Raw genomic sequence first — 23,763 nt, 5'->3', positions numbered from 1 at the left:
TCGCCTTGGTTCGGCCATAGCGGACGCGCCGTCCAGCGGAAAAAGGGCGCCTGTAACCAAACTTTGGCGCGCAGTGGGCCCACAGAAGAAAAAGGCCGCCTCGTTTCCGAGGCGGCCACAGTTTGCTCAGGGGAGAAATCAGAAGCGGTAGTTCATGCCCACCGCGAAGGTCCGGCCGTAGCTCTGATAGTCGATGGTCCGGCGCTCATCGCCGTTTTCGAAGGTCTTGAACGGCTCGTCGGTCAGGTTGTTGACCTGGGCCAGGATCGACAGGCCTTCCAGCGGACCGGATTGGAATTCGTAGCCGATCTGGGCGTCGACCACGGTTTCCGCCGCGACCGACCGCAGGGTGCGGCCGTTGCCGAAGCCGGCGACCTCGCCCAGGAAGTCCGACCGGTAGCGACCCGAGACCCGCGCCTGGAAGCCGTAACGCTCATAATAGAGGGTGCCGTTGACCACCGTCTCCGACAGGCCCGGCAGGGTGGTCGGGGCCTGGGTCGGGTCGGGCTGGACCTCGCTGTCGGTCGCCGAGGCGCTGAAGACGCCCCCGAAGCCTTCGAGCGCGGGGTGGAGCAGGTCGAACGGAGCCGACACCGAGAACTCCAGACCCTTGATCCAGCCGCCGTCGCCGTTGTCCGGCGCACCGACCAGACCTTGGCGCAGAGCCGGTTCGGGGTTGGTCGGCGAGATCACGCCGATCGGATAGCCGCTGAAGTCGAAGATCTGGTTGCGGTTATAGACGTAGGTTTCGAGGTGTTTGTAGAAGCCGGCCAGCGAGACATAGCCTCGGCGGTTGGCGAAATACTTCTCGAACGACAGGTCCGCGACGTCGGCGATATAGGGCCGCAGTTCCGGATTGCCGCCGCCGCCGCCCCACGGCGAACGGTTGATGTCCGTCGATTGGGCCAGGCTGGTGTTGTAGCTGTAGTTCCGCGAGGCGCGCATGTCGTCCATCCGCGGACGCGCCAGGGTGCGCGAGACCGCAAAGCGGGCGAACATGTCGTCGCCGACCTCCAGGATGAAGTTGGAGCTTGGCAGGATCTCCAGATATTCCGCACCGCCGTTGACGGCGACCGTTTCAGCAACGCCGGGGCCCACCTGCCGCGCCGAGAAGCCGCTGGAGCTCTGATCCGTATAGACGAACTGCATGCCGACATTGCCGGTCAGGGGCATGCCGAACAGTTCGTGGTCGATGTTGGCGCGGATATAGGCGGTAGAGACCTTTTCGGTCACTTCCCAGTTGCCGGCGGCGACGTCGGCGTTGGGATTGCGAACCCGATCCAGCAGGCCGCTGTTGACCACGCCCAGGGCGTCATAGCTCAGCACCTGCGAAATGCCGAGATAGCCCAGGTCGGTCGGGGCCAGCAGATATTCCGACGGCACGAACAGATCGCCGCCGCCGGGGACGCCGATATAGTACTGGTCGTTGACGAAGCTCTTGTTGCGCTCGGTATAGTTCAGGCCGAAGTCGATGGAGCTGAACGGGCTCTGGTGCAGAGTCCGCTTGGCGGTGATGCGGGCCGCCTTCAGCTCGTCCTCGATCGAGGGCGTGTTCATATAGCCGACCTGTCCGCCCGGAATGACGTCCGAGCCCCAGCCCTGGGCCGAGGTGATGCGGATCAGGCTGGCGTCGGCGTAGTCGAGCCGGCTGTTGAACCGGGTCACCCCGTCGTCGGTCAGTTCGAAGCCCAGGGTGTCCAGGGCGCCGTTGATGTTGCGGCCCGTCCCGGCGTTGGTCTCCAGGATGATGTCGTCACGCTCGACCTTCGAATAGCTGAGGTCCAGACCCAGGGTCCAATCGTCATTGGCGACGAATTCGGTATTCCAGCCCAGGGCGGTGATGTTGCTGTCGCGCTTGTTCAGGTCGTTGCGGACCACGCCCTTGATGTTGTCCCAGGTGCCGGCGACGATCAGGCCGTCTTCCACGGTGTAGCCGGGGCGCAGCGACGGCGCCGGACGGCAGACGGGCGAGGCGACGTTGACGGTGCAGTCGCCCGAAGAGCCGCCCCAGGCCAGCGGAAATTCGATGCCGCGCAGGACCTGGGTGTTCTTGAACTCGGAATAGAAGGCGTCGATCGTCGAATGGATGCGGTCGTTCGGGCGCCATTCCAGCACGCCCATATAGCCGTCGCGCTCCAGCTCCGAGGACATGACGTAGGGCTTGACGCCGCCGGTCAGCAGATTGCCGTCGGAATAGGTGGGATAGCCCCAGGCGTTGAACCGCTCGGACTGATAGGGCGAGCTCATATGGGCGTAGCCCAGGGCGACGCCCAGGGTGCCGTCCATGAACTGGTCGATGTAGGAGACGGTGTAGCGGTCGCCGCTGTCGGTCGTGCCCGAGTTCAGGGCGCCGATGTCGTTCCACTCATGCCGATAGTTCAGGGCGATTGCCTGACGGCCGTAGGCCAGGGGCCGCACGGTGCGCAGATCGACCGAGCCCGCCAGACCCTGACCCAGCAGGGCCGCATCCGGGGTCTTGTAGACGACGACGCTGCCCAGCAGTTCCGACGGGAACTGGTCGAATTCGACGCCGCGGTTGTCGCCGGTGGTGACCAGTTCGCGGCCGTTCAGCAGGGCGGTGGTGAAATCCGGGCCCAGGCCGCGGATGGAGATCTGCTGGCTGCGGCCGTCAAGGCGCTGCATCGTCACGCCGGGCAGACGCGCCAGGGATTCGGCGATCGAGACGTCCGGCAGCTTGCCGATGTCCTCGGCCGAAATGACTTCGACGATCGAGGTGTTGTTGGCCTTGGCCGAGATCGAGGCCTCGATCGAGCGGCGGATGCCGGTGACGACGATTTCGCCGACTTCGGTCGGCGCTTGGTCAGCCTGAGCGGCGGTGGTCGCGGTTTGAGCCTGCGCCGCCCCGACGGCGACGAAGGCGGCGGCGCCGACAGCAGCGCCCGACAGCAGGCGCACGCGCCGGTTAAGACGTTGAGACATGGTCATCCTCCCTGGGGCCGCCGCGATTCTGAATGTCGCAGCCGAAGCCTTCGCAAAAATATGCAAATCTTCGACAAGGTTGCAAGCCGTTAATGTGGACGACGCATTTTCGTCGCACGCCCCGAGGCCGCGAAAGCCCCATATACGCGGATTTACGGATCGATACGGCCAAGCTGTCGCTGCATCGCAGCATTCTAATCCGCGTTGACAGGCAGGCCTTGGACTGCAAAATCTTGCAAATCGATCTGGAAGGCTTTGCACTTTTCAGACAGGAGGACCGACAGGATGAGCCTTGCCCCCCGCAAGACGAACCGCGCCCGCGCCTTGGCCGCAGCGACGGCTCTGATGGCGAGCCTTTCGGCCCTGCCCTTTCAGGCCCGCGCCGAGGCCCCGGCCGCGTCGCCCGCAGCCGACGCCCTGACGGCGCTGCGTCAGCGTCCGCCGCAGGACGAGGTCATTTACTTCCTGCTGCCCGACCGGTTCGCCAACGGCGATCCCTCGAACGACCACGGCGGCTACGCCCCCGAGCGGCTGAAAAGCGGCTTCGATCCGTCGGACACCGACTTCTACCACGGCGGCGATCTCGCCGGGGTGACGCAGCGGCTGGACTATATTCAGGGCCTGGGCGCCACCGCCGTCTGGCTGGCCCCCGTGTTCAAGAACAAGCCGGTGCAGACGCACAACGGCTACACCGGCGCGGCGCACCACGGTTACTGGATCACCGACTTCACGGTCGTCGATCCCCATTTCGGCGACGAGGCGGCGATGCGGGCCCTGGTCGATGCGGCCCATGCGCGGGGCATGAAGGTCTATCTGGACATCGTCGCCAACCACACGGCCGACGTCATCCGCTACCGCGAATGCCCGGACAGGCCGTGCGAATACCGCAGCCGGGCCGACTATCCCTACACCCGCCGCGGCGGGGTGGACGGGGCGGCGATCAACGACGGCTTCGACGGGCGGGACTTCTCGCGCCTGACCCGGCCCGACTACGCCTACACCCCCTATGTCCCGGCGGGCGAAGAGACCGCCAAGGTCCCGGCCTGGCTGAACGACCCCATCCACTATCATAACCGGGGCGACAGCACCTTCGCGGGCGAAAGCTCGCTGGACGGGGACTTCGCCGGTCTGGACGACCTGCTGACCGAGGACCCCGTCGTGGTCCAGGGCATGATCGACATCTTCGGCGGCTGGATCGACAAGTACGGGATCGACGGCTTCCGCATAGACACCGCCCGCCACGTGAACCCAGAGTTCTGGCAGGCCTTCATCCCCGCCATGCTGGAGCGGGCGCGGGCCAGGGGCATTCCGAACTTCCACATCTTCGGCGAGGTCTACGACCCCGACCCGGCGGTGACGGCGCGGTTCACGCGGGAGGACGCCTATCCGGCCGTGCTGGACTTCCCCTTCCAGAAGACCGCGGTGGAGGTCGCATCCGGCAAGACGGGGACCGACGCCCTGGCCCGGCTGTTCGCCGCCGACGCCGTCTACGCCCAGGGCGCCGAGACGGCCGCCGTCCTGCCGACCTTCCTGGGCAATCACGACATGGGCCGGGTCGGCTTCTTCGTAAAACAGGCCAATCCGCAGGCGGACGAGGCCGAAATCCTGGCCCGGGTCAAACTGGCCCACGCCCTGATGATGTTCAGCCGGGGCGTGCCGACCCTCTATTACGGGGACGAACAGGGCTTCGCCGGCGCCGGCGGCTATGGAAACTCGCGCCAGGACATGTGGCCCAGCCTGACCCAGGTCTATGCGGCGGAACAGCCGATCGGCGGACGGCAGACGCCCTATGCCACGACAGCGCCCCTCTATAAGGCCATCGCCGAAATGGCCCGAATCCGCGCCGCTGATCCCGCCCTGCGCCGGGGCCGACAGATCGTCCGCGCGGCAGGCGACGCGCCCGGCCTGTTCGCCCTGTCTCGTCTGGACGAATCCGGCGGCGAGACCCTGGTCCTGTTCAACAGCTCGACCGCCGCAGTCACGGCCCAGGTCGAGGTGGAGCCCGGTTCGCTGCGGTGGCAAGCTGTGCGCGGCGACTGCGAATCCCAGGCCTCGGCGCCGGCCAGCTACGCCGTCCGCATCCCCCCTCTCGACTATCTGATCTGCAAGAGCACGCCCCAGTGAACGCCCACAGCCTCGATCTCGCGACCGCCGCCCAGCCGGCGACCGCCCACACTGAATGGTGGCGGGGCGCCGTTCTGTACCAGATCTATCCCCGCAGTTTCGCCGATGCGAACAACGACGGGGTCGGCGACCTGAAGGGGATCACCGACCATCTGGACCACGTCGCCTCGCTGGGGGTGGACGGCATCTGGCTGTCGCCCTTCTTCACCTCGCCGATGAAGGACTTCGGCTATGACGTCGCCGACTATTGCGACGTCGATCCGATCTTCGGAACCCTGGCCGATTTCGACGCCCTGGTGGCGCGCGCCCACGACCTGGGTTTGAAGGTGGTGATCGACCAGGTCTTCTCGCACACCTCGGACGAGCACCCGTGGTTCCTGGACAGCCGGGCCTCGCGCACCGGACCGCACGCCGATTGGTACGTCTGGGCCGACGCCAAGCCGGACGGATCGCCGCCGTCGAACTGGCAGTCGGTGTTCGGCGGCCCGGCCTGGACCTGGGACGCGCGGCGCGGCCAGTATTACATGCACAACTTCCTGGCCTCGCAGCCGCAGCTGAACGTGCGCAATCCGGCGGTTCAGGACGCCCTGATCGCGGCGGCGCGCTTCTGGCTGGACCGGGGCGTCGACGGCTTCCGGCTGGACGCCATCAACTTCTCCATCCACGACCTGAAGCTGACCGACAATCCGCCGATCAACGACGGCAAGAAGCGCACCCGCCCCTTCGACTTCCAGGACAAGATCTACAACCAGAGCCAGCCGGAAATCATCGGCTTCCTGAACCGGATCCGCGCCCTGACCGACAGCTATGAGGGGCGGTTCACCGTCGCCGAGGTCGGCGGCGATCACGCCGATCGCGAGATGAAGGAATACACCGCCGGGACCGATCGCCTGCACTCGGCCTATGGCTTCCTCTATCTGTACGCCGACACGCTGAAGAGCGAACTGGTCGCGCGGGGCGAAACCATGTGGCCGGATCAGCAGGGCGAAGGCTGGCCGTCCTGGACCTTCTCCAACCATGACGCGCCGCGCGCCGTGTCGCGCTGGGCGCAAGGGCGGGACCGCAAGGCCTTCGCCGAGATGGCCCTGATGCTGCTGGTCTGCCTGCGCGGCAATGTCTTCGTCTATCAGGGCGAGGAGCTGGGCCTGCCCCAGGCCGAGGTGCCGTTCGAGCGGCTGGTCGATCCCGAGGCCATCGCCAACTGGCCCGAGACCCTGGGCCGCGACGGCGCCCGCACGCCCATGCCCTGGCATGCGGATCAGGCCAACGCCGGTTTCTCCACCGTCGAACCCTGGCTGCCGGTCGATCCCCGTCACCTGCCGCTGGCGGTGGATGCCCAGGAAGCCGATCCGGGCTCCACCTTGCACGTCGCCCGCCGCATGATCCGGCTGCGTCATCAGCACCCGGCCCTGCGCTTCGGCGCCATGGCGCCGATCCAGACCTCGGACCTTCTGGTTTTCGAACGCCAGGAGCGCGGCGGCGGCGGAGAGCGGCTGCTGTGCGTCTTCAACCTGGGTCACGAGCGGATCGACTGGAGCCCGCCCGAAAACGCGACGCGGATCGAGGCGATCAACTGGACCGAGGCCGACGGCGCCGCCCTGCCTCCGCTCGCCGGCCTGGTCTTCAGACTGGCATGATCCGTTCAGCCGCCACAGGTCTCGCGCACGATCAGGTCGGTGGGCACCCGTTCCGACCGACCGGCCGTCGCGCCCCCGTGGTCCAAAAGCTTGGACACCATCAGCCTTCCGGCCTTCATCGTATCCTGGGCGATGGTGGACAGGGCCGGGCGCGAATAGCGGCTGAAGGGCACATTGTCGAAACCGATGACGGAGACGTCGCCGGGCACGGACAGGCCGGCATGCTGCAGGGCCCGCACGGCGCCCAGGGCGATCTGGTCGGAGGCGGCCACCACCCCGTCGAACCTGACGCCCCGACGCACCAGGGCGTCCACGGCGGCCTCGGCGGACTCGACCTCGAAATGGGCGGGGACGATCAGTTCGGCGTCGACCGACAGGCCCGCCGTCTCCAGCGCCTCCAGATAGCCGCGGTGCCTCTGCATGGCCTCGGGCGGATCCAGATCGCCCAGGAAGACGATGCGCGTGCGCCCCAGCCGCGCCAGGTGGGAGGTCGCGCGGCGTCCGCCGGAGAAGTTGTCCGATCCGATCGAGCAATAGTCCTGCTCCGGCAGGTCGGCCCCCCAGACCACGAAGCGATGGTCGCCCGCCGCCAGTCGGTTGAAGGCGCCGTGCAGGCTGGACTGGCCCAGGAAGATCACCCCGTCCGCGCGACTGGTGTTCATCGCCGCCGCCAGCTCGTCATAGGTGGCGGGCGAGATGTGGCTCATCAGCAGGTCGCAACCGCGTTCGCGCGCCGCCTCGCCCACCCCCGCCAGAAGTTCCAGGAAGAAGGGGTCCGAGATCCGGCCCTCCCGCCCCTGAGGTCGCGGCGTCACCAGGGCGATGGTGCCCTGGGCCCCGATCGGACCGGCGGGCATGTAGCGGCGGAAGGGGTAGTCGTGCTCCTTCGCCAGCTTCCAGATCAGCTGTTTGGTGCGGTCGTTGACGGCGGGGCTGTCGTTCAGCGCCCGCGAGGTGGTGGCGACGGAGACGCCGGCCAGGCGCGCGATGTCTTCAAGTCGGGTTGTCTTGCGGCTCAAGGTCGCGGGTCCTCAGCACAGGCTTTCGAGCCTGCAAATTTTTCTGCAAACGTTTCAGCCACCGTTCGCGGCGGTTGGCAAGAGGCGGCGTAACGGAGTTCACAGATGAAGCGCAGATCCTTCCTGGCCCTCGGCGGCGCCTCGATCCTGGCCTTCGGCGCCACGGGCGTTCGCGCCCAGACCGCGCCGACCCACGCCCGCGCCAGTTCGCCCGGCGGCGTCCTGACGGTCGAGGCCTTCACCGACAACGACGGTCGGCCGATGTATGCAGTGCTGCGTCAGGGGCGGATGGTCGTGGCCCCGTCCAAGCTCGGCTTCCTGCTGACCGACGCCCCGGCGATCGAGCGCGGCCTGGCGATCACGGCCGGTCAGCCCGTGACCTTCGACGAGACCTGGGAACAGCCCTGGGGCGAGCGCCGCTTCATCCGCAACCACTATAACGAATGGCGGGTCCGCTACGCCGAGACCGGCGGCCTGCAACGGCGCGTCGATGTCGTCTTCCGCCTGTATGACGACGGCCTGGGCTTCCGCTATGAATTCCCGGACCAGCCCGCCCTGAAGACGGTCCGCATCGGTTCGGAGATCACCGAGTTCAACCTGGCCGAGGACGGCGAGGCCCTGTGGTGCCCGGCCTGGGAATGGAACCGCGAGGAATATCTCTACAGCCGCACCCCGATCAGCGCGGTCGGCAGCGCCCAGACGCCGATGACGGTCAAGGGCCGGTCGGGCCTGCACGTCTCGATCCACGAGGCCGCCTGCATCGACTACGCCGGCATGAATCTGCGCCGGTCGGAGGAAACCAGGTTCCGCGCCCAGCTGACGCCCGGCCTGACCAACGCCGCCGTGGTGCGACAGGCGCCGTTCAACACCCCCTGGCGGACCCTGCAGGTCAGCGACAGCGCCGCCGGCCTGATCGAATCAAGCCTGATCCTGAACCTGAACGAACCCAACAGGCTGGGCGACGTCAGCTGGTTCAAGCCGATGAAATACGTCGGCGTCTGGTGGGAGATGCATCTGGATCTGAAGAGCTGGAACTCCGGGCCCAAACACGGCGCCACCACCGAGAACGCCATCAAACACATCGACTTCGCCGCCGAGCACGGCCTGGGCGGGGTGCTGGTCGAGGGCTGGAACAAGGGCTGGGACGGCCAATGGTTCGCCAATGGTTCGGACTTCAGCTTCACCGAAGCCTATCCCGACTTCGACATCGAGGCGGTCTGCGCCCACGCCCGGTCCAAGGGCGTCCAGCTGATCGGCCACCACGAAACCGGCGGCAACGCCTTCCACTATGAGCAGCAGCTCGAACCGGCCATGGCCCTGTATGAGCGGCTGGGCGTCCATTCGGTCAAGACCGGCTATGTCGCCGACGCCCAGGGCGCGCGCGTCGCCGGGCCGGACGGCCGGATGGTGATGGCCTGGCACGAAAGCCAGGCCATGGCCCAGCACCATATGCGCGTGGTCGAAGCCGGCGCACGCCACAAGGTGGCGATCAACGCCCACGAACCGTTCAAGGATACGGGCCTGCGCCGCACCTATCCGAACATCATCAGCCGCGAGGGTCAGCGCGGCATGGAGTATTCGGCCTGGGGCAATCCGGGCAATCCGCCCGAGCACGAGCCGAACCTGGTCTTCACCCGCCTGCTGGCCGGGCCGATGGACTATACGCCCGGCATCTTCGGCATGGAGACGCGCAGCCCCGGCGGGGTCCAGACCACCTGGGCCAAACAGCTGGCCCTCTATGTCGTCATCTACAGCCCGATCCAGATGGCCGCCGACCTGCTGGTCAACTACGAGGCCAATCCCGGCCCCTTCCAGTTCATCAAGGACGTGCCGGTCGACTGGGCCGAGACCCGCGTGCTCGCGGCCGAGATGGGCGACTATGTCGCCATAGCGCGCAAGGATCGAGCGTCGGACGTCTGGGCCCTGGGCGCCATCACCGACGAGCATCCGCGCGTCCTTACGGCGCCTCTGGACTTCCTGGACCCCGGCCGGCGCTACCGGGCCGAAATCTATCGCGACGGGCCGGACGCCGACTATCGCGGCAAGCGCGAGGACATCGTCATCGAGCAGCGCGAGGTGACGTCGGCGGACACGCTGACGCTGGCGCTCGCGCCCGGCGGCGGCCAGGCGATCCGGTTCGTGCCGTTCGGGCGGGGGCGTCGGTGATGGGCGACTTTCAGATCCTCTCCCGCTTGCGGGAGAGGTGGCCCGTCGATCGCGCAGCGATCCAGGGTCGGAGAGGGAAGTCTTCTGACAGAAGGCTGAACTCCCCCCATCGTCACGCGTGTCGCTGCGCGCCACGACGCGACACTTCCCCCGCAAGCGGGGGAAGATCATGACCCTCCTCTCCCACCGCCCGCGCCTGTCCGGCCTGGCGATCTGGAACATGTGCGTCGGCTTCTTCGGCATCCAGATCGGCTTCGGCCTGCAGAACGCCAACACCAGCCGGATCTTCCAGACCCTAGGCGCCGAGGTCGACAGCCTGGCCATCCTCTGGATCGCCGCCCCTCTGACGGGTCTGTTGGTCCAGCCCCTGGTCGGCCATTTCAGCGACAAGACCTGGACCCGGTTCGGGCGTCGCCGCCCCTATTTCCTGGTCGGGGCGATCCTGACCACCCTGGCCCTGATCGCCATGCCCAACAGCCCCGGCCTGTGGTTCGCCGCCGCCATGCTGTGGATCATGGACGCCTCGATCAACATCACCATGGAGCCGTTCCGCGCCTTCGTCGGCGACAATCTGCCGGAGGAGCAGCGCACCGCCGGCTATGCGATGCAGAGCTTCTTCATCGGCGCAGGGGCGGTCTTCGCCTCGGTCCTGCCCTGGCTGCTGTCGAACGTCTTCGGCGTGGTCTCGACGGCTGAGGCGGGCGTCGTGCCCCTGTCGGTCAAGATCGCCTTCTACGTCGGCGCCGCCGGCCTGTTCACGGCCGTGCTGTGGACGGTGCTGAGCACCCGCGAATACAGCCCCGAACAGCTCGCCGCCTTCGAACGCGCGCGCCTTGAAGCCCTGGGCGCCGCCCCGGCAGACGATGCGCCGGAGCCGCCGGCCCGCAGCGTGCGGGGCTGGATGGGTTCGGGCCTGGTCTGCGCCGTTCTGGGGGGGCTCGGCCTGGTGCTGATCGCCGCCTTCGATCTGGAGAAGGAGCTGCTGGTCCTGGCCGGCTTCTTCGTCGGCTTCGGCCTGTTGCAGATCGCAGTGGGCCTGATGCAGCGCCGCCGCATCGCCAACGCCGTGACCGAGATCCTGAACGACGTCTATCGCATGCCCCAGACCATGCGCGACCTGGCGGTGGTCCAGTTCTTCAGCTGGTTCGCCCTGTTCGCCCTGTGGATCTACACCACCGCCGCCGTGACCAGCGTCCATTTCGGCACGACCGACACCACCTCGGCCGCCTACGCAGCCGGGGCCGACTGGGTCGGGGTTCTGTTCGGGGTCTATAACGGGGTCGCCGCCCTGGCCGCCTTCACCCTGCCGGTCCTGGCCAGGCGGATCGGCCGCAGGGCGACCCACGCCCTGATGCTGATGCTCGGCGCGGCGGGTCTGTTCGGCGTCTTCCTGATCCGCGAGCCGGGCCTGCTGTGGCTGCCGATGGTCGGGGTCGGCTTCGCCTGGGCCTCGATCGTCTCCATGCCCTACGCCATCCTGTCGGCGGCTGTGCCGGCGCGGAAGATGGGCGTCTATATGGGCGTGTTCAACATCTTCATCGTCGTGCCCCAGCTGCTGGCGGCCACGGTGCTGGGCCTGATTCTGAAGCACTTCTTCAGCGGACAGGCGATCTGGGCCCTGGTGCTGGGCGCCGCCTCCTTCCTGCTGGCGGCCTTCAGCGCCCTGAGGGTGCGGGAGCAAAGGGCGTGAACCGCCGCGCGCTCCTAGCCCTGGCGGCCGCCCTGCCCTTCGCCGGCGCCGCACGGGCGCAGACGGCGGCCGGTCGTCTGATCCTCCACGAGGCCGTGACCTCGGCCCATGTGAAGCCCCGCAAAGTCTCCGTCTGGCTGCCGCCGGGCTATGAGACGTCGGATGCGGCCTATCCCGTCCTCTACATGCACGACGGACAGAACCTGTTTGATCCCTCGACGGCCAACTTCGGCGAATGGGGGGTGGACGAGCATCTGACGCGGCTGATCGCCGGCGGTCAGGTGCGGGCGCCCATCGTGGTCGGCGTCTGGAACACGGATCTTCGCCTGCGGGAATATGTCCCGGCCGATCTGATCGCGGCCCTGCCCGAGGACATGCGCGGCGATGTTCAGGCCGTCTATGGCGGCCCGCCCCTGTCGGACGGCTACATCAGCTTCCTGACCGAAGAGCTGAAACCCTTCGTGGACCGGACCTACCGCACCCTGCCCGGCCGCGAGGACACCCTGATCAGCGGCTCCAGCATGGGCGGGCTGATCTCACTGTACGCGGTGATGAAACGGCCGGACGTCTTCTCCGCCGCCGCCTGTCTGTCGACCCATTGGCCGCTGCGGGTCACAGGTCTGGACGGCCCAGGCCTGGAGGCCTGGCGCGAACGTCTGGTCGCCGCCTGGACCGGGGTGATCGAGCGCGGCCTGCCGGCGCCCGGCGCGAACCGCTTCTACTTCGACCGGGGCGATGAGACCCTGGATCAGTTCTACGCCGCCTTCCAGACCCAGGTGGACGCCGTCTTCCGCCGTCGCGGCTACGGCCCCGGCGATTTCCAGAGCCTGGTCTTCCCCGGCGCCCAGCACAATGAGGCCTCGTGGAACCAGCGGCTGGACGTTCCCCTGAGCTTTCTTCTTTCCCCCGCCCCCACGCGCAACCCGTGAGGACCACAATGCGTCACTTCCGTTCCTTCTGCCTCGCCGGCGCCGCCGGCCTGGCGCTCGCCTCGGCCGCCTCGGCCCAGTCCGGGATCGCTCCGGGCGCGCCGGGTGATCCGCCTACCTGGTCCAGCGCCGCCAAGACCGGCGCCGGGGCCTCCTATGAAGCCTATGTCGACGGCCAGTACCGTGACGGCGGCCCGACCGGCGCGGTGTCGAAGGTCTGGTTCTCCATCGCCGACGGCGTTCTGACCGAAACCATGTACGGCCTGATCCACGAGGCCCAGATCAAGGCGCTTCGCTTCGCCGTCGTCACCCCTGACGGCCTGGCTGTGGAGGGCGCCGACACCACCGAGCAGACCGAATATCTGCATACGGACGCCCAGGGCCGCCCCCTGTCGCCGGCCTATAGGGTCACCACGCGCGACAAGGCCGGCCGGTTCGAAATCGAGAAACGCATCTTCACCGACCCGGACCGCAACGCCCTGGTGCTGCGGGTCAAGATCACGGCCCTGAGCGGAGAGGCCACGCCCTATCTGCTGCTGGAGCCGCACATCGCCAACACCGGCGTCGACGACCGGGGTCAGGTCACGCGCCAGGCCTTCCATGCCTGGGAAGGCGACACCCATCTGGTGCTCAAGCCGAGCCGTCCGTTCGACAAGGCCGGCGTCGGCTTCGTCGGCGCCTCGGACGGTCTGACCGACCTGAAGGACGGCCGGATGGACTGGACCTACGCCTCCACCGGTGAGACGGCGGGCAATACGATGATGACGGGCGCCCTGCCGCGCCTGCGTCAGGGGCAGAGCCTGAGCCGAGATTTCGTGATCGGCTTCGGCTCCAGCGAGGCCGAGGCCCAGGCGGCGGCGGACGGCGCCTTCGCTGTCGGCCTAGACGAGGTCCTGGCCCGGTTCAACGGCGAGGGTGATCGCATCGGCTGGGAGGACTATGTCGCCTCCCTGACCGAACTGCCGCGCATCGCCGAACAGGCGACGGACGGAGGCAAGCTGGCCTACGCCTCGGCCCTGATGCTGAAGGTGCAGGAGGACCGCACCCATGCCGGCGCCCTGATCGCCTCCCTGTCCAACCCCTGGGGCGACACGGTGGACGCCTCCAAGTCCTCCACCGGCTACAAGGCCGTCTGGCCGCGCGACTTCTATCAGGTGGCCATGGCCCTGGCGGCCCTGGGCGACAAGGAGACGCCTCTGGCGGCCTTCAACTATCTGCCCCAGGTCCAGGTCGGCCCGAACACGCCCGGCAATACCGGCGTCGGCGGCTGGTTCCTGCAGAAGACCCATGTGGACGGCGAACTGGAATGGGTGGCGGTCCAGCTGGACCAGACGGCCATGCCGATCATGCTGGGCTATCGTCTGTGGAAGCTGGGCTGGCTGTCCGACGCCCAGATGGCCGACCACTATCGTTCGATGCTGAAGCCGGCGGCCGACTTCCTGGTGGACGGCGGCAAGATCGGCCTTCTGTGGAACGACGCCGAGATCAAGCCGCCCTTCACCCAGCAGGAGCGGTGGGAAGAGCAGCAGGGCTATTCCCCCTCCACAACCGCCGCCGTGGTGGCCGGGCTGACGGTCGCGGCCGAAATGGCGCGCGCCTCGGGCGATGCGGCGGGAGCGACCCGCTATCAGCTCGCCGCCGACAGCTACGCCTCCAAGATCGAAGAGCGGATGTTCACGACCAGCGGCGACTTCGGCGACGGCCGCTATTTCATCCGCATCACTCAGAACGAGAACCCGAACGACAAGGCCCCGATCGGCGCCGCCAACGGCCAGATTGCGCCCCAGGAGGACCGGGTCGTGGACGGCGGCTTCCTGGAACTGGTCCGCTACGGGGTGCGAAAGGCCGACGATCCGCACATCCTGTCGACCCTGCCCGTCTATGACGACCAGAGCCTGGAGGACCTGTACCGGGTCCGCTACGACTTCGGGCCGGAGGGCGACCAGACTCCGGGCTGGCGCCGCTACGGCGTGGACGGCTATGGCGAGGATCATGTCACGGGCGCCAACTACGGCGTCGGCGGGCAGATGAGCCCTGGTCAGCGGGGTCGGGTCTGGCCCTTCTTCACCGGCGAGCGCGGCCACTATGAGCTGGCCCGCGTCAGCCTGAACGGCGCTCCGTCCGCCGCCGACATCGCCGCCATCCGCCAGACCTATGTGCGCGGCATGGAGCGGTTCGCCAATGACGGGCTGATGCTGGCCGAACAGGTCTGGGACGGGGTCGGCAACTCGACCGCGCGCGACTACGCCCTGGGCCAGAACACCGATTCGGCCACGCCCCTGGCCTGGACCCATGCCGAATATCTGAAGCTGCTGCGGTCCTTGGCCGACGGCAAGGTATGGGATCGGTACGAGCCGGTCGAAAGCCGCTACGCCCGCTGATACGAAAAAGGCCCCGGAGCCAGTGCTCCGGGGCCTTCTTCACCCTATCAAACGAACCGCTCGATCAGAACGCCACCTTGATCCCTGCGACCACACGGTCCTCATAGTTCGCCGCATTATCGACATCGGTGTCGTAGTAGCGGACGTCCACGGCCAGATCGTCCGTCAGCGCATAAGCGACACCGACATTCCAAGTGAGATAGTCGTCGCTGACGTCCAGCCATTGCTTGCCGACCGCTCCCGAAACCGTCCACTTGTCAATCGGACTGAAGGTGGCGTTCACTTCCGCATAGGTCGCCTCATCATCCACGCCGAAGAAGTCAGGCGAATAGTAGGCCACCGCGCCTACGGTCGCCCGTCCAAACGCTCGGGACACGCCCAGCTTCGCTTCGGCGTACGTGTAGTCCGCAAAGGCGGGCTCCTTAGCATAGGTATAGCCTACCAGACCCGCATCCCAGGCGAAGCCGGCCGCTTCCCAACGATAACCGCCATACATATCGACCTCGGCGTCCGTCGTGTCCCCGAAATCGACTGTGGAGGCCCACACGCCGGCGTAAAAACCGCCTGCCGTCAGATCCAGGCCGCCCTGGATAGCGGCATCTTCGTTGGTTTGGCTGACGCCCCGGAAAACGTAATCGGTGACGATGCCGAAATTCCCGCTTACCGAGACATCGACGTTGCTCTGGGCTGAAGCCGGCGCAGCCAGGCCGAACAGCCCGACGGTCGCAGCGGCGGCAGCCGCCAAACGAAACACTTTGAAGTCCATTGTCATTATCCCTTATGATTCGAGAGAGGTCGGCGAGCGCCGAAGAATTGGGAGGGCGCGGCCGGCGGGCCGCACCCTCTGGTTTCAGTGTTCCAGAGCCTCGCCGTGCAGCGAGGTGTCCAGACCGGCGGCTTCTTCCGCCTCGCTGACCCGCAGACCCGTGGTGAACTTGCAGATCACCAGGATGATGAAGGTCCCGACCGCGCTGTAGGCGATCGTCCAGGCCAGGCCGATGGCCTGGGCCCCGACATTGGCGCCTTCCGACAGGCTGTTGATCGCCGTGGTGGCGAAGACGCCGGTCAGAAGGGCGCCGATCAGACCGCCCGCGCCGTGGATGCCGAAGGCGTCCAGCGAGTCGTCGTAACGGAGCAGCTTCTTGATCCAGACCGACGAGATGTAGCAGACCGGACCGGCGATCAGGCCGATGATGACCGCGCCCTTGGGATCGACGAAGCCCGCCGCGGGGGTGATGGCGACCAGGCCGGCGACCACCCCCGACAGCATGCCGATCAGCGAGACCTTCTTCTTTTCGATCAGTTCGATGATCTTCCAGGTCAGGGCGGCGGCGGCGGCGGCCAGCACCGTGTTCAGCAGGGCCACGCCCATCAGGTCGTTGGCGGCGCCCGCCGAACCGGCGTTGAAGCCGATCCAGCCGACCAGCAGCAGAGAGGCGCCGATCATGGTCAGGACAGGGTTGTGCGGATTGATCGGCTCGACACCATAGCCTTTGCGGCGGCCCAGGAAGATGGCGCAGACCAGACCGGCCACGCCCGAGTTCACGTGAACCACCGCCCCGCCGGCGAAGTCCAGCACGCCGGCGGAACCGAGGAAGCCGCCGCCCCACACCCAGTGACAGATGGGGGAATAGATCAGCAGCGACCACAGGGCCGTGAACAGCAGCAGGCCCGAATATTTCATCCGCTCGGCGAAGGCGCCGGTGACCAGGGCCGGGGTGATGATGGCGAAGGTCATCTGGAAGGCGATGAACAGATATTCCGGAATGCCCGTCAGCAGGCTGTTGGCCGTGCCAAGGGTCACGCCGTTCAGGAACAGCATGTCCAGGCTGCCGACGTAGGGCTGGAGCGCGGCGTCGGCGTTGGCGCCGAAGGCGATGCTGTAGCCCGCGATGAACCAGACCAGGGAGACGACGGCGAAGACGCCGACCGACTGGGTGATGGTGGCGATGACGTTCTTGCGCCGCACCATGCCGCCGTAGAACAGGGCCAGTCCCGGCAGGGTCATCAGCAGGACCAGGGCCGTGGACGTGCCCAGCCAGGCCGTGCCCGCGCCGTCCAGCTCCAGCGCCGACTGGTGCGCCAGCAGGGCGGGCGCCGCCTCCGGCGTCTGGGCGAAGGCCCCTCCGGCGTAAAAGAGCCCGATGGTCAGAAGCAGGAGCGCAGCGACCCCCGGAAGTCGATTCCAAACGTGCGACATAAGCAAATACCCCCTTAGCAATCTCGCAAGTGCGAAGGTTTTACTGCAATCGCGTTCGACGCAAGGGGGTCAGGCTGAAACGGTGCAACTTTCTTGCAACGGTCCTGTCAAAAAAGTTAAGCCTCGCATGATCCATTCGTCGTGCGAGACTTAAGGTTCAGATTCATGTTTCAAGGAACGCTGTTCCCGGCATGAAATTCAGGGGCGGCGCGACGCCCCTCAGGCCCAGTGCATCTGCACCCGGTGCGCCGTCGCCCAGTGAATGGCGCGGATGGCGTCGATGACGGCCTCGGTCGCCCCCCGCGTGCCCAGGGCTCCGCCGAGATCGGCGGTCACGGCGCCGGCCGCCAGGACGGCGGCGACGGCGGCCTCAATGGAATCCGCCTCGTCCTCCAGCTTCAGACTGTGACGCAGCAAGAGGGCCGCCGACAGAATCGTGCCGACCGGATTGGCCAGATCCTGACCGGCGATGTCCGGCGCCGACCCGTGGATCGGTTCGAACAGGCCCGGCCCTTCCGTGCCCAGCGACGCCGACGGCAGCAGGCCGATGGAGCCGCCCAGCACCGAAATCTCGTCCGACAGGATGTCGCCGAACATGTTCTCGGTCAGGATGACGTCGTATTCGCGGGGCTTCCTGATCAGGTGCATGGCCATGGAATCGACCAGGGCGTGCTCCAGCGCGATCTCGGGGAACTCCTCGGCATGGATGCGGGTGACCACTTCGCGCCACAGGCGGCTGGTCTCCATCACATTGGCCTTGTCGACCGAAGTCACCTTGCCGCGGCGCTGGCGGGCCGTCTGGAAGGCGGCGCGGGCGACGCGCTCGATTTCAGGGACCGTATATTCGCACAGGTCGGTGGCGCGGTCGGCGGTGCGGGTCTTCTCCCCGAAATAGACGCCGCCGGTCAGTTCGCGAAAGACGATCAGATCGACGCCCTCGACGATCTCCTTCTTCAGCGGCGAACGGTGCGCCAGGACCGGCGAGACCTGCAGCGGCCGCAGATTGGCGAACAGGCCCATGGCCTTGCGGATGGCCAGCAGGCCTTCCTCGGGCCGGCGCTTGCCGCCGTCCCATTTGGGACCGCCCACCGCGCCCAGCAGGACGGCGTCCGCGGCGACGCAGGCGGCCCGCGTCGCCTCCGGCAGGGGCTCGCCCGTCTCGTCTATGGCGGCGCCGCCGATCAGGTGTTCGGTGAAGTTGAAGCTGTGGCCGTAGAAGTCGCCGATGACCGCCAGCACGTCGCGCGCGGCCCGCGTCACCTCCGGCCCGACGCCGTCGCCGGGCAACAGGACGATCTCATAGGTCTTGGGGGCGGCTTGGGTCATCAGACGGTCTCTCTCGAACGCTCGAAGGCTTCGATCTCTGGCAGGTTTGATTGCAGCCAGCCCAGGGTGTCCACCCCGTTCAACAGGCACTGGCGTGCGAAGGATTCGACCTCGAACGGCGCGGGCTGGGCATTGCCGCGCCGGATCTGCCGGGCTTCGAGGTCGATTGTGACCGGCTGGTCGGGCTGCGACGCCAGATCGTCCCAGACATCCTGGCTGACGACGACCGGCAGCAGGCCGTTTTTCAAGGCGTTAGATGTAAAAATGTCAGCGATTTCGGTCGAGATCACCGCCCGGAACCCATAGTCGTACAGGGCCCAGGGGGCATGTTCGCGCGACGAGCCGCAGGCGAAATTCTTGCCCGCCAGCAGGATGCGATGCTCGGCCGGATCGATCCGGTTCAGAATGGCTTCGGGCTTTTCCGAACCGTCGGCCTCATAGCGCCAGTCATAAAAGGCCGCCTTGCCCAGCCCCTCGCGCGTGGTGGTGGTCAGGAACCGCGCCGGAATGATCTGGTCGGTGTCGATATTGGCCTGGCTGAGCGTGACCGTCTTCGAGGTCAGGGTGGTGAAGGGCTCAGACATCAAAAACTCCGCTCATCCCGGCGAAAGCCGGGACCCAGTTCTGTGGGCGATAGGCGTCACCCGTCGCGCCCTGTCGGCGATCCCGCGCATTGTGCTTCGCGAAAGCACTGGGTCCCGGCTTTCGCCGGGATGAGCGGAAGGGGGTGTCGCTACGCATCCACGACCTCGTTCAGAAAGACGCGCGGATCGGTCAGCACACCGGCCACCGCCGTCGCCGCAGCCGTCGCGGGGCTGGCCAGTATGGTGCGGGCGTCCTTGCCCTGGCGGCCTTCGAAATTGCGGTTGGAGGTCGAGACGGCCAGCTGACCGGGCGCGACGACGTCGCCGTTCATGGCGATGCACATGGAACAGCCGGGAATGCGCCATTCGGCCCCGGCGGCGATGAAGACCTCGTGCAGTCCTTCCGCCTCGGCGGCCCGGCGAACGGCCTCCGAACCGGGAACCACCAGCATGCGCAGGCCCGGCTTGACCTTGCGGCCGCGCAGAACCTCGGCGGCGGCGCGCAGATCGGGCAGGCGGCCGTTGGTGCAGGAGCCGATGAAGACCACGTCCACCGGCTGGCTGGTCGTCGCCTCGCCGGGGGTGAAGCCCATATAGGCGATGGCCTTGCGGTCGCTGTCCGACTGGGGCTGGGGCACGGGCGCGCCGATGGGGGCGCCGGCGTCCGGCGTCGTGCCCCAGGTCGCCATCGGCCGGATGGCGGCGCCGTCGATCACGACTTCCTTGTCGAAGGTCGCGCCCGGGTCCGTGGCCAGCTTCAGCCATTCGGCGGTCGCCGCCTCATAGTCGGCGGGGACATGTTTGCGGCCCCGCAGCCAGTCGATCGTGGTCTGGTCCGGGGCGATCATCCCCGCGCGGGCGCCGGCCTCGATGGACATGTTGCACAGGGTCATCCGCCCTTCCATGTCCAGCGACCGCACCGCCTCGCCCGCATATTCGATGACGTAGCCGGTGCCGCCGCCGAAGCCGATGGCGGCGATCACGGCCAGGGCGACGTCCTTGCCCGACACGCCCGACTGCAGTTCGCCGGTCACCGTCACCCGCATCGCCTTGGGCTTGCGCTGCAACAGGCATTGGGTCGCCAGCACATGACCGACCTCGGAGGTGCCGATGCCGAAGGCCAGGGCTCCGAACGCCCCATGGGTGGCGGTATGGCTGTCGCCGCAGACGACCGTCATGCCCGGCTGGGTCAGGCCCAGCTCCGGCCCCATGACATGGACCACGCCCCGGTCTTCAGATCCCCAGCCGGCCAGGGGAACCCCGTGGGCGGCGCAGTTTCGCTCCAGCGTATGGACCTGGGCCTCGGCCTGCGGGGTGACATAGGGTTTCAGCCCGTTCAGCCCCGCCGGCAGGGTCGGGGTCGAATGGTCCAGGGTGGCGTAGGTCCGGTCGGGCCGGCGCACCTTCAGGCCGCGGGCCTCGATCTCGCTGAAGGCCTGGGGACTGGTGACCTCATGCACCAGATGCAGGTCGATATACAGGACGCCCGGCGTATCGGCCGTTTCCGGCCGCACCACATGAGCGTCCCAGACCTTGTCGAACAGGGTCTTTGGATCAGGCATACTGGGCCACCGTCTCCTCAACGCCGTCGACGCGATCAATGATGGCGATCAGTTCGGCGTCGCTGATCTCGCCGATCTGGTCGGCGCGCTGTTTGAAGCCGGCGACGACGGCCGCCAGACGGTCGCCCTCGATGGGCCGGCCGATGGTCTCTGCGCGCTTGGCGATGGCGTGGCGGCCCGAGTGCTTGCCCAGAACGAACCAGCTGCCTTCGAAGCCTACGTCCTGGGGCCGCATGATCTCATAGGTGCGGCTGTCGGCCAGCATGCCGTGCTGGTGGATGCCGGCCTCGTGGGCGAAGGCGTTGATGCCGACCACCGACTTGTTGCGGGCGATGACCGTCTCGGTGATTTCGCACAGGATCTTGGAGGCGCGGACCAGATGGCGGCTGTCGGCGCCGATGGCGACGCCATAGCGGTCTTCGCGCACCTTCAGGGCCATGATGACCTCTTCGATCGAGGCGTTGCCGGCCCGTTCGCCGATGCCGTTGATCGCGCCCTCGACCTGACGCGCCCCGCCCTGGACCGCAGCCAGGGAGTTGGCGACCGCCATGCCCAGGTCATCGTGGCAGTGGGCCGAGAAGATCACATGGGGGTGGCGCTTGTGGATCCGCGCCGCCAGGGCGCGGAAGGTCTCGCGCACCTCTTCCGGGGTCGCATAGCCGACGGTGTCGGGCACGTTCAGGGTCCGGGCGCCGGCGTCGGCGGCGGCCTCCAGCACATCGGCCAGGAACTCAGGCTCGGTGCGGAAGGCGTCTTCGGCCGAGAACTCGACGTCGTCGAACAGGGTGCGGGCGTATTCGACCGCGCGGACGGCCGTGGCCAGAACCTCGTTGGTCGACATCTTCAGCTTGGCGGTGCGGTGGATCGGGCTGGTGCCGATAAAGGTATGGCAGCGACGATGGGATTTCGGCGCCGGCTGCAGGGCGCGGAAAGTCGCGTCGATGTCCTTCTCGTTGGCGCGCGACAGGGAGCAGAAGACCGGCCCCTCGACCTCGCCCGTCACGCGGCGGATGCAGTCCTCGTCGCCGGGCGAGGCGGCGGCGAAACCGGCCTCGATAACGTCGACGCCCAGGTCCTTCAGGACCTGGGCCATCTTCACCTTGGCTTGGGCGGTCATGGAGAAGCCCGGCGCCTGCTCCCCGTCCCGCATCGTCGTGTCGAAGACGATGACCCGGCTGGGGTCTGCGGCGATCTCCTCAGTTCGGGATACGCCGGATACTCGTACTTGTTCGGCGGTCATCACGCGGCCTCAGATTGAATAATGTCGTTGCCGATGCGGCGCACGCCGAACAGGCGGTCGATCTGGCGACCCAGGTTTTCGATGCAACGGCCGGCGTCGCGGCCGCGGATGGTCAGGGCGATCCGACGGAAGGCGCCCTCGTCGGCCATGTTGATGCCGTCGATGTGGAAGCCCCGGCGCTCCACGAGACCGATGAGACGCTGAAGCGAACCGTCCGCACGGTCGATCTGGACGTGGATCGTGTTGCTCATCTCAGGAGCCCTCCATCATTTCAGCATTGCTCTTGCCCGGCGGAACCAGCGGCCAGACATTGTCTCGGGGATCGATGACCACATGGGCCAGGCAGGGGCCGTCGGCGGCCAGCAGGCGCTGGATGCCTTCGGACACCTGATCGCGGCGATCGATACGGAAGGCCTCGATGCCGAAGGCCTCGGCCACCTTCACGAAGTCCGGATTGTCGGACAGGTCGATCTCGGAATAGTTCTCGGCGAAGAACAGCTCCTGCCACTGGCGCACCAGGCCCAGCGAGGAGTTGTCGATCAGCACGATCTTCAGCGGGATGCCGTAACGCCTCAGCGTCGCCAGCTCCTGGATGTTCATCATGAAGCCGCCGTCGCCGGCGATGGTGACGACCGTCGCGGACGGATCGGCCAGCTTGGCGCCGATGCCGGCGGGCAGGCCGAAGCCCATGGCGCCCAGACCGCCCGAGGTGATGTGGGCCTCGGGCTTGGAGAAGCGGCAGTGCATGGCCGCCCACATCTGGTGCTGGCCCACGTCGCAGGCGGCGACGAAGGCGTCGCCGGCCGCTTCGGACACTTCTTTCAGCAGAGCCGGGGCGTAGACCCCCTCGCCCGGCGCGTCATAGCGATAGGCGCTGGTCCGGGCGGCGTCGACGCACGCATCGACCCAGGGCTGGATGTCCAGGGCCGGTCCGCCGGCCATGCGCGCCGTCAGGGCCTCGATCCCGTCCTTCAGCTCGCCGACCACGGCCACATTGGCCGCCCGCAGCTTGCCGACTTCGGAGGCGTCGATGTCGAAATGGACGATCCGGGCGTTGGGCGCGAACTCGGCCAGCTTGCCCGTGGCGCGGTCGTCGAACCGGGCGCCGACGACGATCAGCAGGTCGCTGTCCTGAACCGCATGATTGGCCGCGCGGGCGCCGTGCATGCCCAGCATGCCCAGCATGCGCGGCGCGTCGGTCGGGACGGTGCCCAGGGCGTTCAGGGTCGAGACCTGGGGGATGCCGGTCGCGGCGACGAAGGCGCGCAAAGCCTCGGTCGCGCGGCCGATCTTCACTCCGCCGCCGACATAGACCAGCGGCCTCTTGGCGGCGCGGATCGCGGCCTCGGCGGCGGCGACGGCGTCGTGATCGATGCGCGGCGTCTCGTTGGGGATGTGGAAGCCGTAGTCGTCGCTGGTCGTGGCGAACTGCACGTCCTTGGGCAGGTCGACCAGGACCGGACCGGGACGGCCCGAGGCGGCGATGTGGAAGGCCTCCTCGACGGCGGCCGGAACATCGGCCGCGTCGCGGACCAGGATCGAGTGTTTCACGATCGGCAGGGTGACGCCCAGGATGTCGATCTCCTGGAAGGCGTCGGTCCCCATCAGCCCCTGGGCCACATTGCCGGTGATGCAGACGATCGGCGCCGAGTCCATCATCGCATTGGCGATGCCGGTGATCAGATTGGTCGCCCCCGGTCCCGAGGTGGCCAGACAGACCCCGACCCTGCCGCTCTTGCGCGCATAGGCGTCGGCGGCGAAGGCGGCGGCCTGTTCGTGCCGGACCAGAATATGTTTCAGCTTAGACCCGGCCAGGGCGTCATAGACCGGCATGATGGCGCCGCCCGGATAACCGAACACCACCTCCACGCCCAGCCGCTCCAGGGTGGAGACCAGCAGGCGCGCCCCCGATTGGGGGGCGGCCTCGGCTGAGGATTTGAAGGCGGCGGCGGTCATCAGGGTCAT

At 67.3% G+C, this 23,763-nt stretch carries 16 protein-coding genes; 6 read left to right on the top strand and 10 right to left on the bottom strand.

Annotated features, from left to right (window positions below; all coding sequences use genetic code 11):
- Positions 1–138: 138 nt before the first annotated feature.
- Positions 139–2,940, bottom strand: a complete 2,802-nt coding sequence (locus tag AC07XS_RS10055) for a TonB-dependent receptor (RefSeq protein WP_321208065.1) — start codon at positions 2,938–2,940, stop codon at positions 139–141.
- A 285-nt stretch (positions 2,941–3,225) separates the two neighbouring features.
- On the opposite strand from AC07XS_RS10055, the gene AC07XS_RS10050 reads away from it, so the two are divergent.
- Together AC07XS_RS10050 and AC07XS_RS10045 are read left to right on the top strand one after the other, a co-directional pair.
- The gene (locus AC07XS_RS10050; RefSeq protein WP_182714326.1) at positions 3,226–5,064 is read left to right on the top strand and encodes an alpha-amylase family glycosyl hydrolase; all 1,839 of its coding nucleotides are present in this window, start codon (positions 3,226–3,228) and stop codon (positions 5,062–5,064) included.
- A complete protein-coding gene (locus tag AC07XS_RS10045) occupies positions 5,061–6,701 on the top strand; it encodes an alpha-amylase family glycosyl hydrolase (RefSeq protein ID WP_182714325.1) in 1,641 nt (546 codons plus the stop codon). The genes AC07XS_RS10050 and AC07XS_RS10045 overlap by 4 nt, the downstream gene beginning before the upstream one ends.
- 5 nt (positions 6,702–6,706) lie before the next feature.
- On the opposite strand, the gene AC07XS_RS10040 is transcribed toward AC07XS_RS10045, so the two are convergent.
- Positions 6,707–7,720 carry a LacI family DNA-binding transcriptional regulator gene (locus AC07XS_RS10040; RefSeq protein ID WP_182714324.1) on the bottom strand — a complete coding sequence of 338 codons (1,014 nt, stop codon included), beginning with the start codon at positions 7,718–7,720 and terminating at the stop codon, positions 6,707–6,709.
- A gap of 105 nt (positions 7,721–7,825) precedes the next feature.
- Between AC07XS_RS10040 and AC07XS_RS10035 the strand changes: the two genes are divergently transcribed.
- From AC07XS_RS10035 to AC07XS_RS10020, 4 genes are all read left to right on the top strand, one after another.
- Complete coding sequence (locus tag AC07XS_RS10035; RefSeq protein ID WP_182714323.1) at positions 7,826–9,886, top strand: glycoside hydrolase family 97 protein; 2,061 nt, start codon at positions 7,826–7,828, stop codon at positions 9,884–9,886.
- 169 nt (positions 9,887–10,055) lie between these two features.
- Positions 10,056–11,576 (top strand): MFS transporter, encoded by a 1,521-nt coding sequence (locus AC07XS_RS10030; RefSeq protein WP_182714322.1) that lies wholly within the window; start codon positions 10,056–10,058, stop codon positions 11,574–11,576.
- Positions 11,573–12,505: an alpha/beta hydrolase-fold protein gene (locus AC07XS_RS10025; protein ID WP_321208064.1), complete on the top strand. Its 933-nt coding sequence runs from the start codon at positions 11,573–11,575 to the stop codon at positions 12,503–12,505. The genes AC07XS_RS10030 and AC07XS_RS10025 overlap by 4 nt, the downstream gene beginning before the upstream one ends.
- Before the next feature lie 8 nt (positions 12,506–12,513).
- Positions 12,514–14,886: a glucan 1,4-alpha-glucosidase gene (locus AC07XS_RS10020; protein ID WP_182714321.1), complete on the top strand. Its 2,373-nt coding sequence runs from the start codon at positions 12,514–12,516 to the stop codon at positions 14,884–14,886.
- A gap of 64 nt (positions 14,887–14,950) precedes the next feature.
- Here AC07XS_RS10020 and AC07XS_RS10015 read toward each other — a convergent pair whose 3' ends face one another.
- From AC07XS_RS10015 to ilvG, 8 genes are all read right to left on the bottom strand, one after another.
- Positions 14,951–15,652, bottom strand: a complete 702-nt coding sequence (locus AC07XS_RS10015) for a TorF family putative porin (RefSeq protein WP_182714320.1) — start codon at positions 15,650–15,652, stop codon at positions 14,951–14,953.
- An 84-nt stretch (positions 15,653–15,736) separates the two neighbouring features.
- Complete coding sequence (locus tag AC07XS_RS10010; protein ID WP_182714319.1) at positions 15,737–17,086, bottom strand: ammonium transporter; 1,350 nt, start codon at positions 17,084–17,086, stop codon at positions 15,737–15,739.
- A gap of 219 nt (positions 17,087–17,305) precedes the next feature.
- A complete protein-coding gene (gene leuB, locus AC07XS_RS10005) occupies positions 17,306–18,412 on the bottom strand; it encodes a 3-isopropylmalate dehydrogenase (protein WP_054764924.1) in 1,107 nt (368 codons plus the stop codon).
- Positions 18,412–18,996 (bottom strand): 3-isopropylmalate dehydratase small subunit, encoded by a 585-nt coding sequence (gene leuD / locus AC07XS_RS10000; protein ID WP_182714318.1) that lies wholly within the window; start codon positions 18,994–18,996, stop codon positions 18,412–18,414. The genes leuB and leuD overlap by 1 nt, the downstream gene beginning before the upstream one ends.
- A 149-nt stretch (positions 18,997–19,145) precedes the next feature.
- A complete protein-coding gene (gene leuC, locus AC07XS_RS09995; protein ID WP_054764922.1) occupies positions 19,146–20,558 on the bottom strand; it encodes a 3-isopropylmalate dehydratase large subunit in 1,413 nt (470 codons plus the stop codon).
- Positions 20,551–21,798 carry a 2-isopropylmalate synthase gene (locus AC07XS_RS09990; RefSeq protein ID WP_182714317.1) on the bottom strand — a complete coding sequence of 416 codons (1,248 nt, stop codon included), beginning with the start codon at positions 21,796–21,798 and terminating at the stop codon, positions 20,551–20,553. The genes leuC and AC07XS_RS09990 overlap by 8 nt, the downstream gene beginning before the upstream one ends.
- Complete coding sequence (locus tag AC07XS_RS09985; protein WP_182714316.1) at positions 21,798–22,049, bottom strand: ACT domain-containing protein; 252 nt, start codon at positions 22,047–22,049, stop codon at positions 21,798–21,800. Before AC07XS_RS09985 ends, AC07XS_RS09990 begins: the two co-directional genes overlap by 1 nt.
- A 1-nt stretch (position 22,050) precedes the next feature.
- A complete protein-coding gene (gene ilvG, locus AC07XS_RS09980) occupies positions 22,051–23,763 on the bottom strand; it encodes an acetolactate synthase 2 catalytic subunit (RefSeq protein WP_054764919.1) in 1,713 nt (570 codons plus the stop codon).

This window comes from Brevundimonas sp. GW456-12-10-14-LB3 (assembly GCF_059424365.1).
The sequence above is the reverse complement of the archived record's forward strand: the minus strand, read 5'-3'. Positions and strand labels throughout refer to the sequence as shown.

What these genes read in the sequence shown, in the direction of transcription:
- AC07XS_RS10030 (WP_182714322.1), top strand. Translation starts at nt 10,056, where the DNA reads ATGACCCTCCTCTCCCACCGCCCGCGCCTGTCCGGCCTGGCGATCTGG.
- AC07XS_RS10055 (WP_321208065.1), bottom strand. Translation starts at nt 2,940, where the DNA reads ATGTCTCAACGTCTTAACCGGCGCGTGCGCCTGCTGTCGGGCGCTGCT.
- leuD (WP_182714318.1), bottom strand. Translation starts at nt 18,996, where the DNA reads ATGTCTGAGCCCTTCACCACCCTGACCTCGAAGACGGTCACGCTCAGC.
- leuC (WP_054764922.1), bottom strand. Translation starts at nt 20,558, where the DNA reads ATGCCTGATCCAAAGACCCTGTTCGACAAGGTCTGGGACGCTCATGTG.
- leuB (WP_054764924.1), bottom strand. Translation starts at nt 18,412, where the DNA reads ATGACCCAAGCCGCCCCCAAGACCTATGAGATCGTCCTGTTGCCCGGC.
- AC07XS_RS09985 (WP_182714316.1), bottom strand. Translation starts at nt 22,049, where the DNA reads ATGAGCAACACGATCCACGTCCAGATCGACCGTGCGGACGGTTCGCTT.
- ilvG (WP_054764919.1), bottom strand. Translation starts at nt 23,763, where the DNA reads ATGACCCTGATGACCGCCGCCGCCTTCAAATCCTCAGCCGAGGCCGCC.
- AC07XS_RS10020 (WP_182714321.1), top strand. Translation starts at nt 12,514, where the DNA reads ATGCGTCACTTCCGTTCCTTCTGCCTCGCCGGCGCCGCCGGCCTGGCG.
- AC07XS_RS09990 (WP_182714317.1), bottom strand. Translation starts at nt 21,798, where the DNA reads ATGACCGCCGAACAAGTACGAGTATCCGGCGTATCCCGAACTGAGGAG.
- AC07XS_RS10015 (WP_182714320.1), bottom strand. Translation starts at nt 15,652, where the DNA reads ATGGACTTCAAAGTGTTTCGTTTGGCGGCTGCCGCCGCTGCGACCGTC.
- AC07XS_RS10050 (WP_182714326.1), top strand. Translation starts at nt 3,226, where the DNA reads ATGAGCCTTGCCCCCCGCAAGACGAACCGCGCCCGCGCCTTGGCCGCA.
- AC07XS_RS10035 (WP_182714323.1), top strand. Translation starts at nt 7,826, where the DNA reads ATGAAGCGCAGATCCTTCCTGGCCCTCGGCGGCGCCTCGATCCTGGCC.
- AC07XS_RS10010 (WP_182714319.1), bottom strand. Translation starts at nt 17,086, where the DNA reads ATGTCGCACGTTTGGAATCGACTTCCGGGGGTCGCTGCGCTCCTGCTT.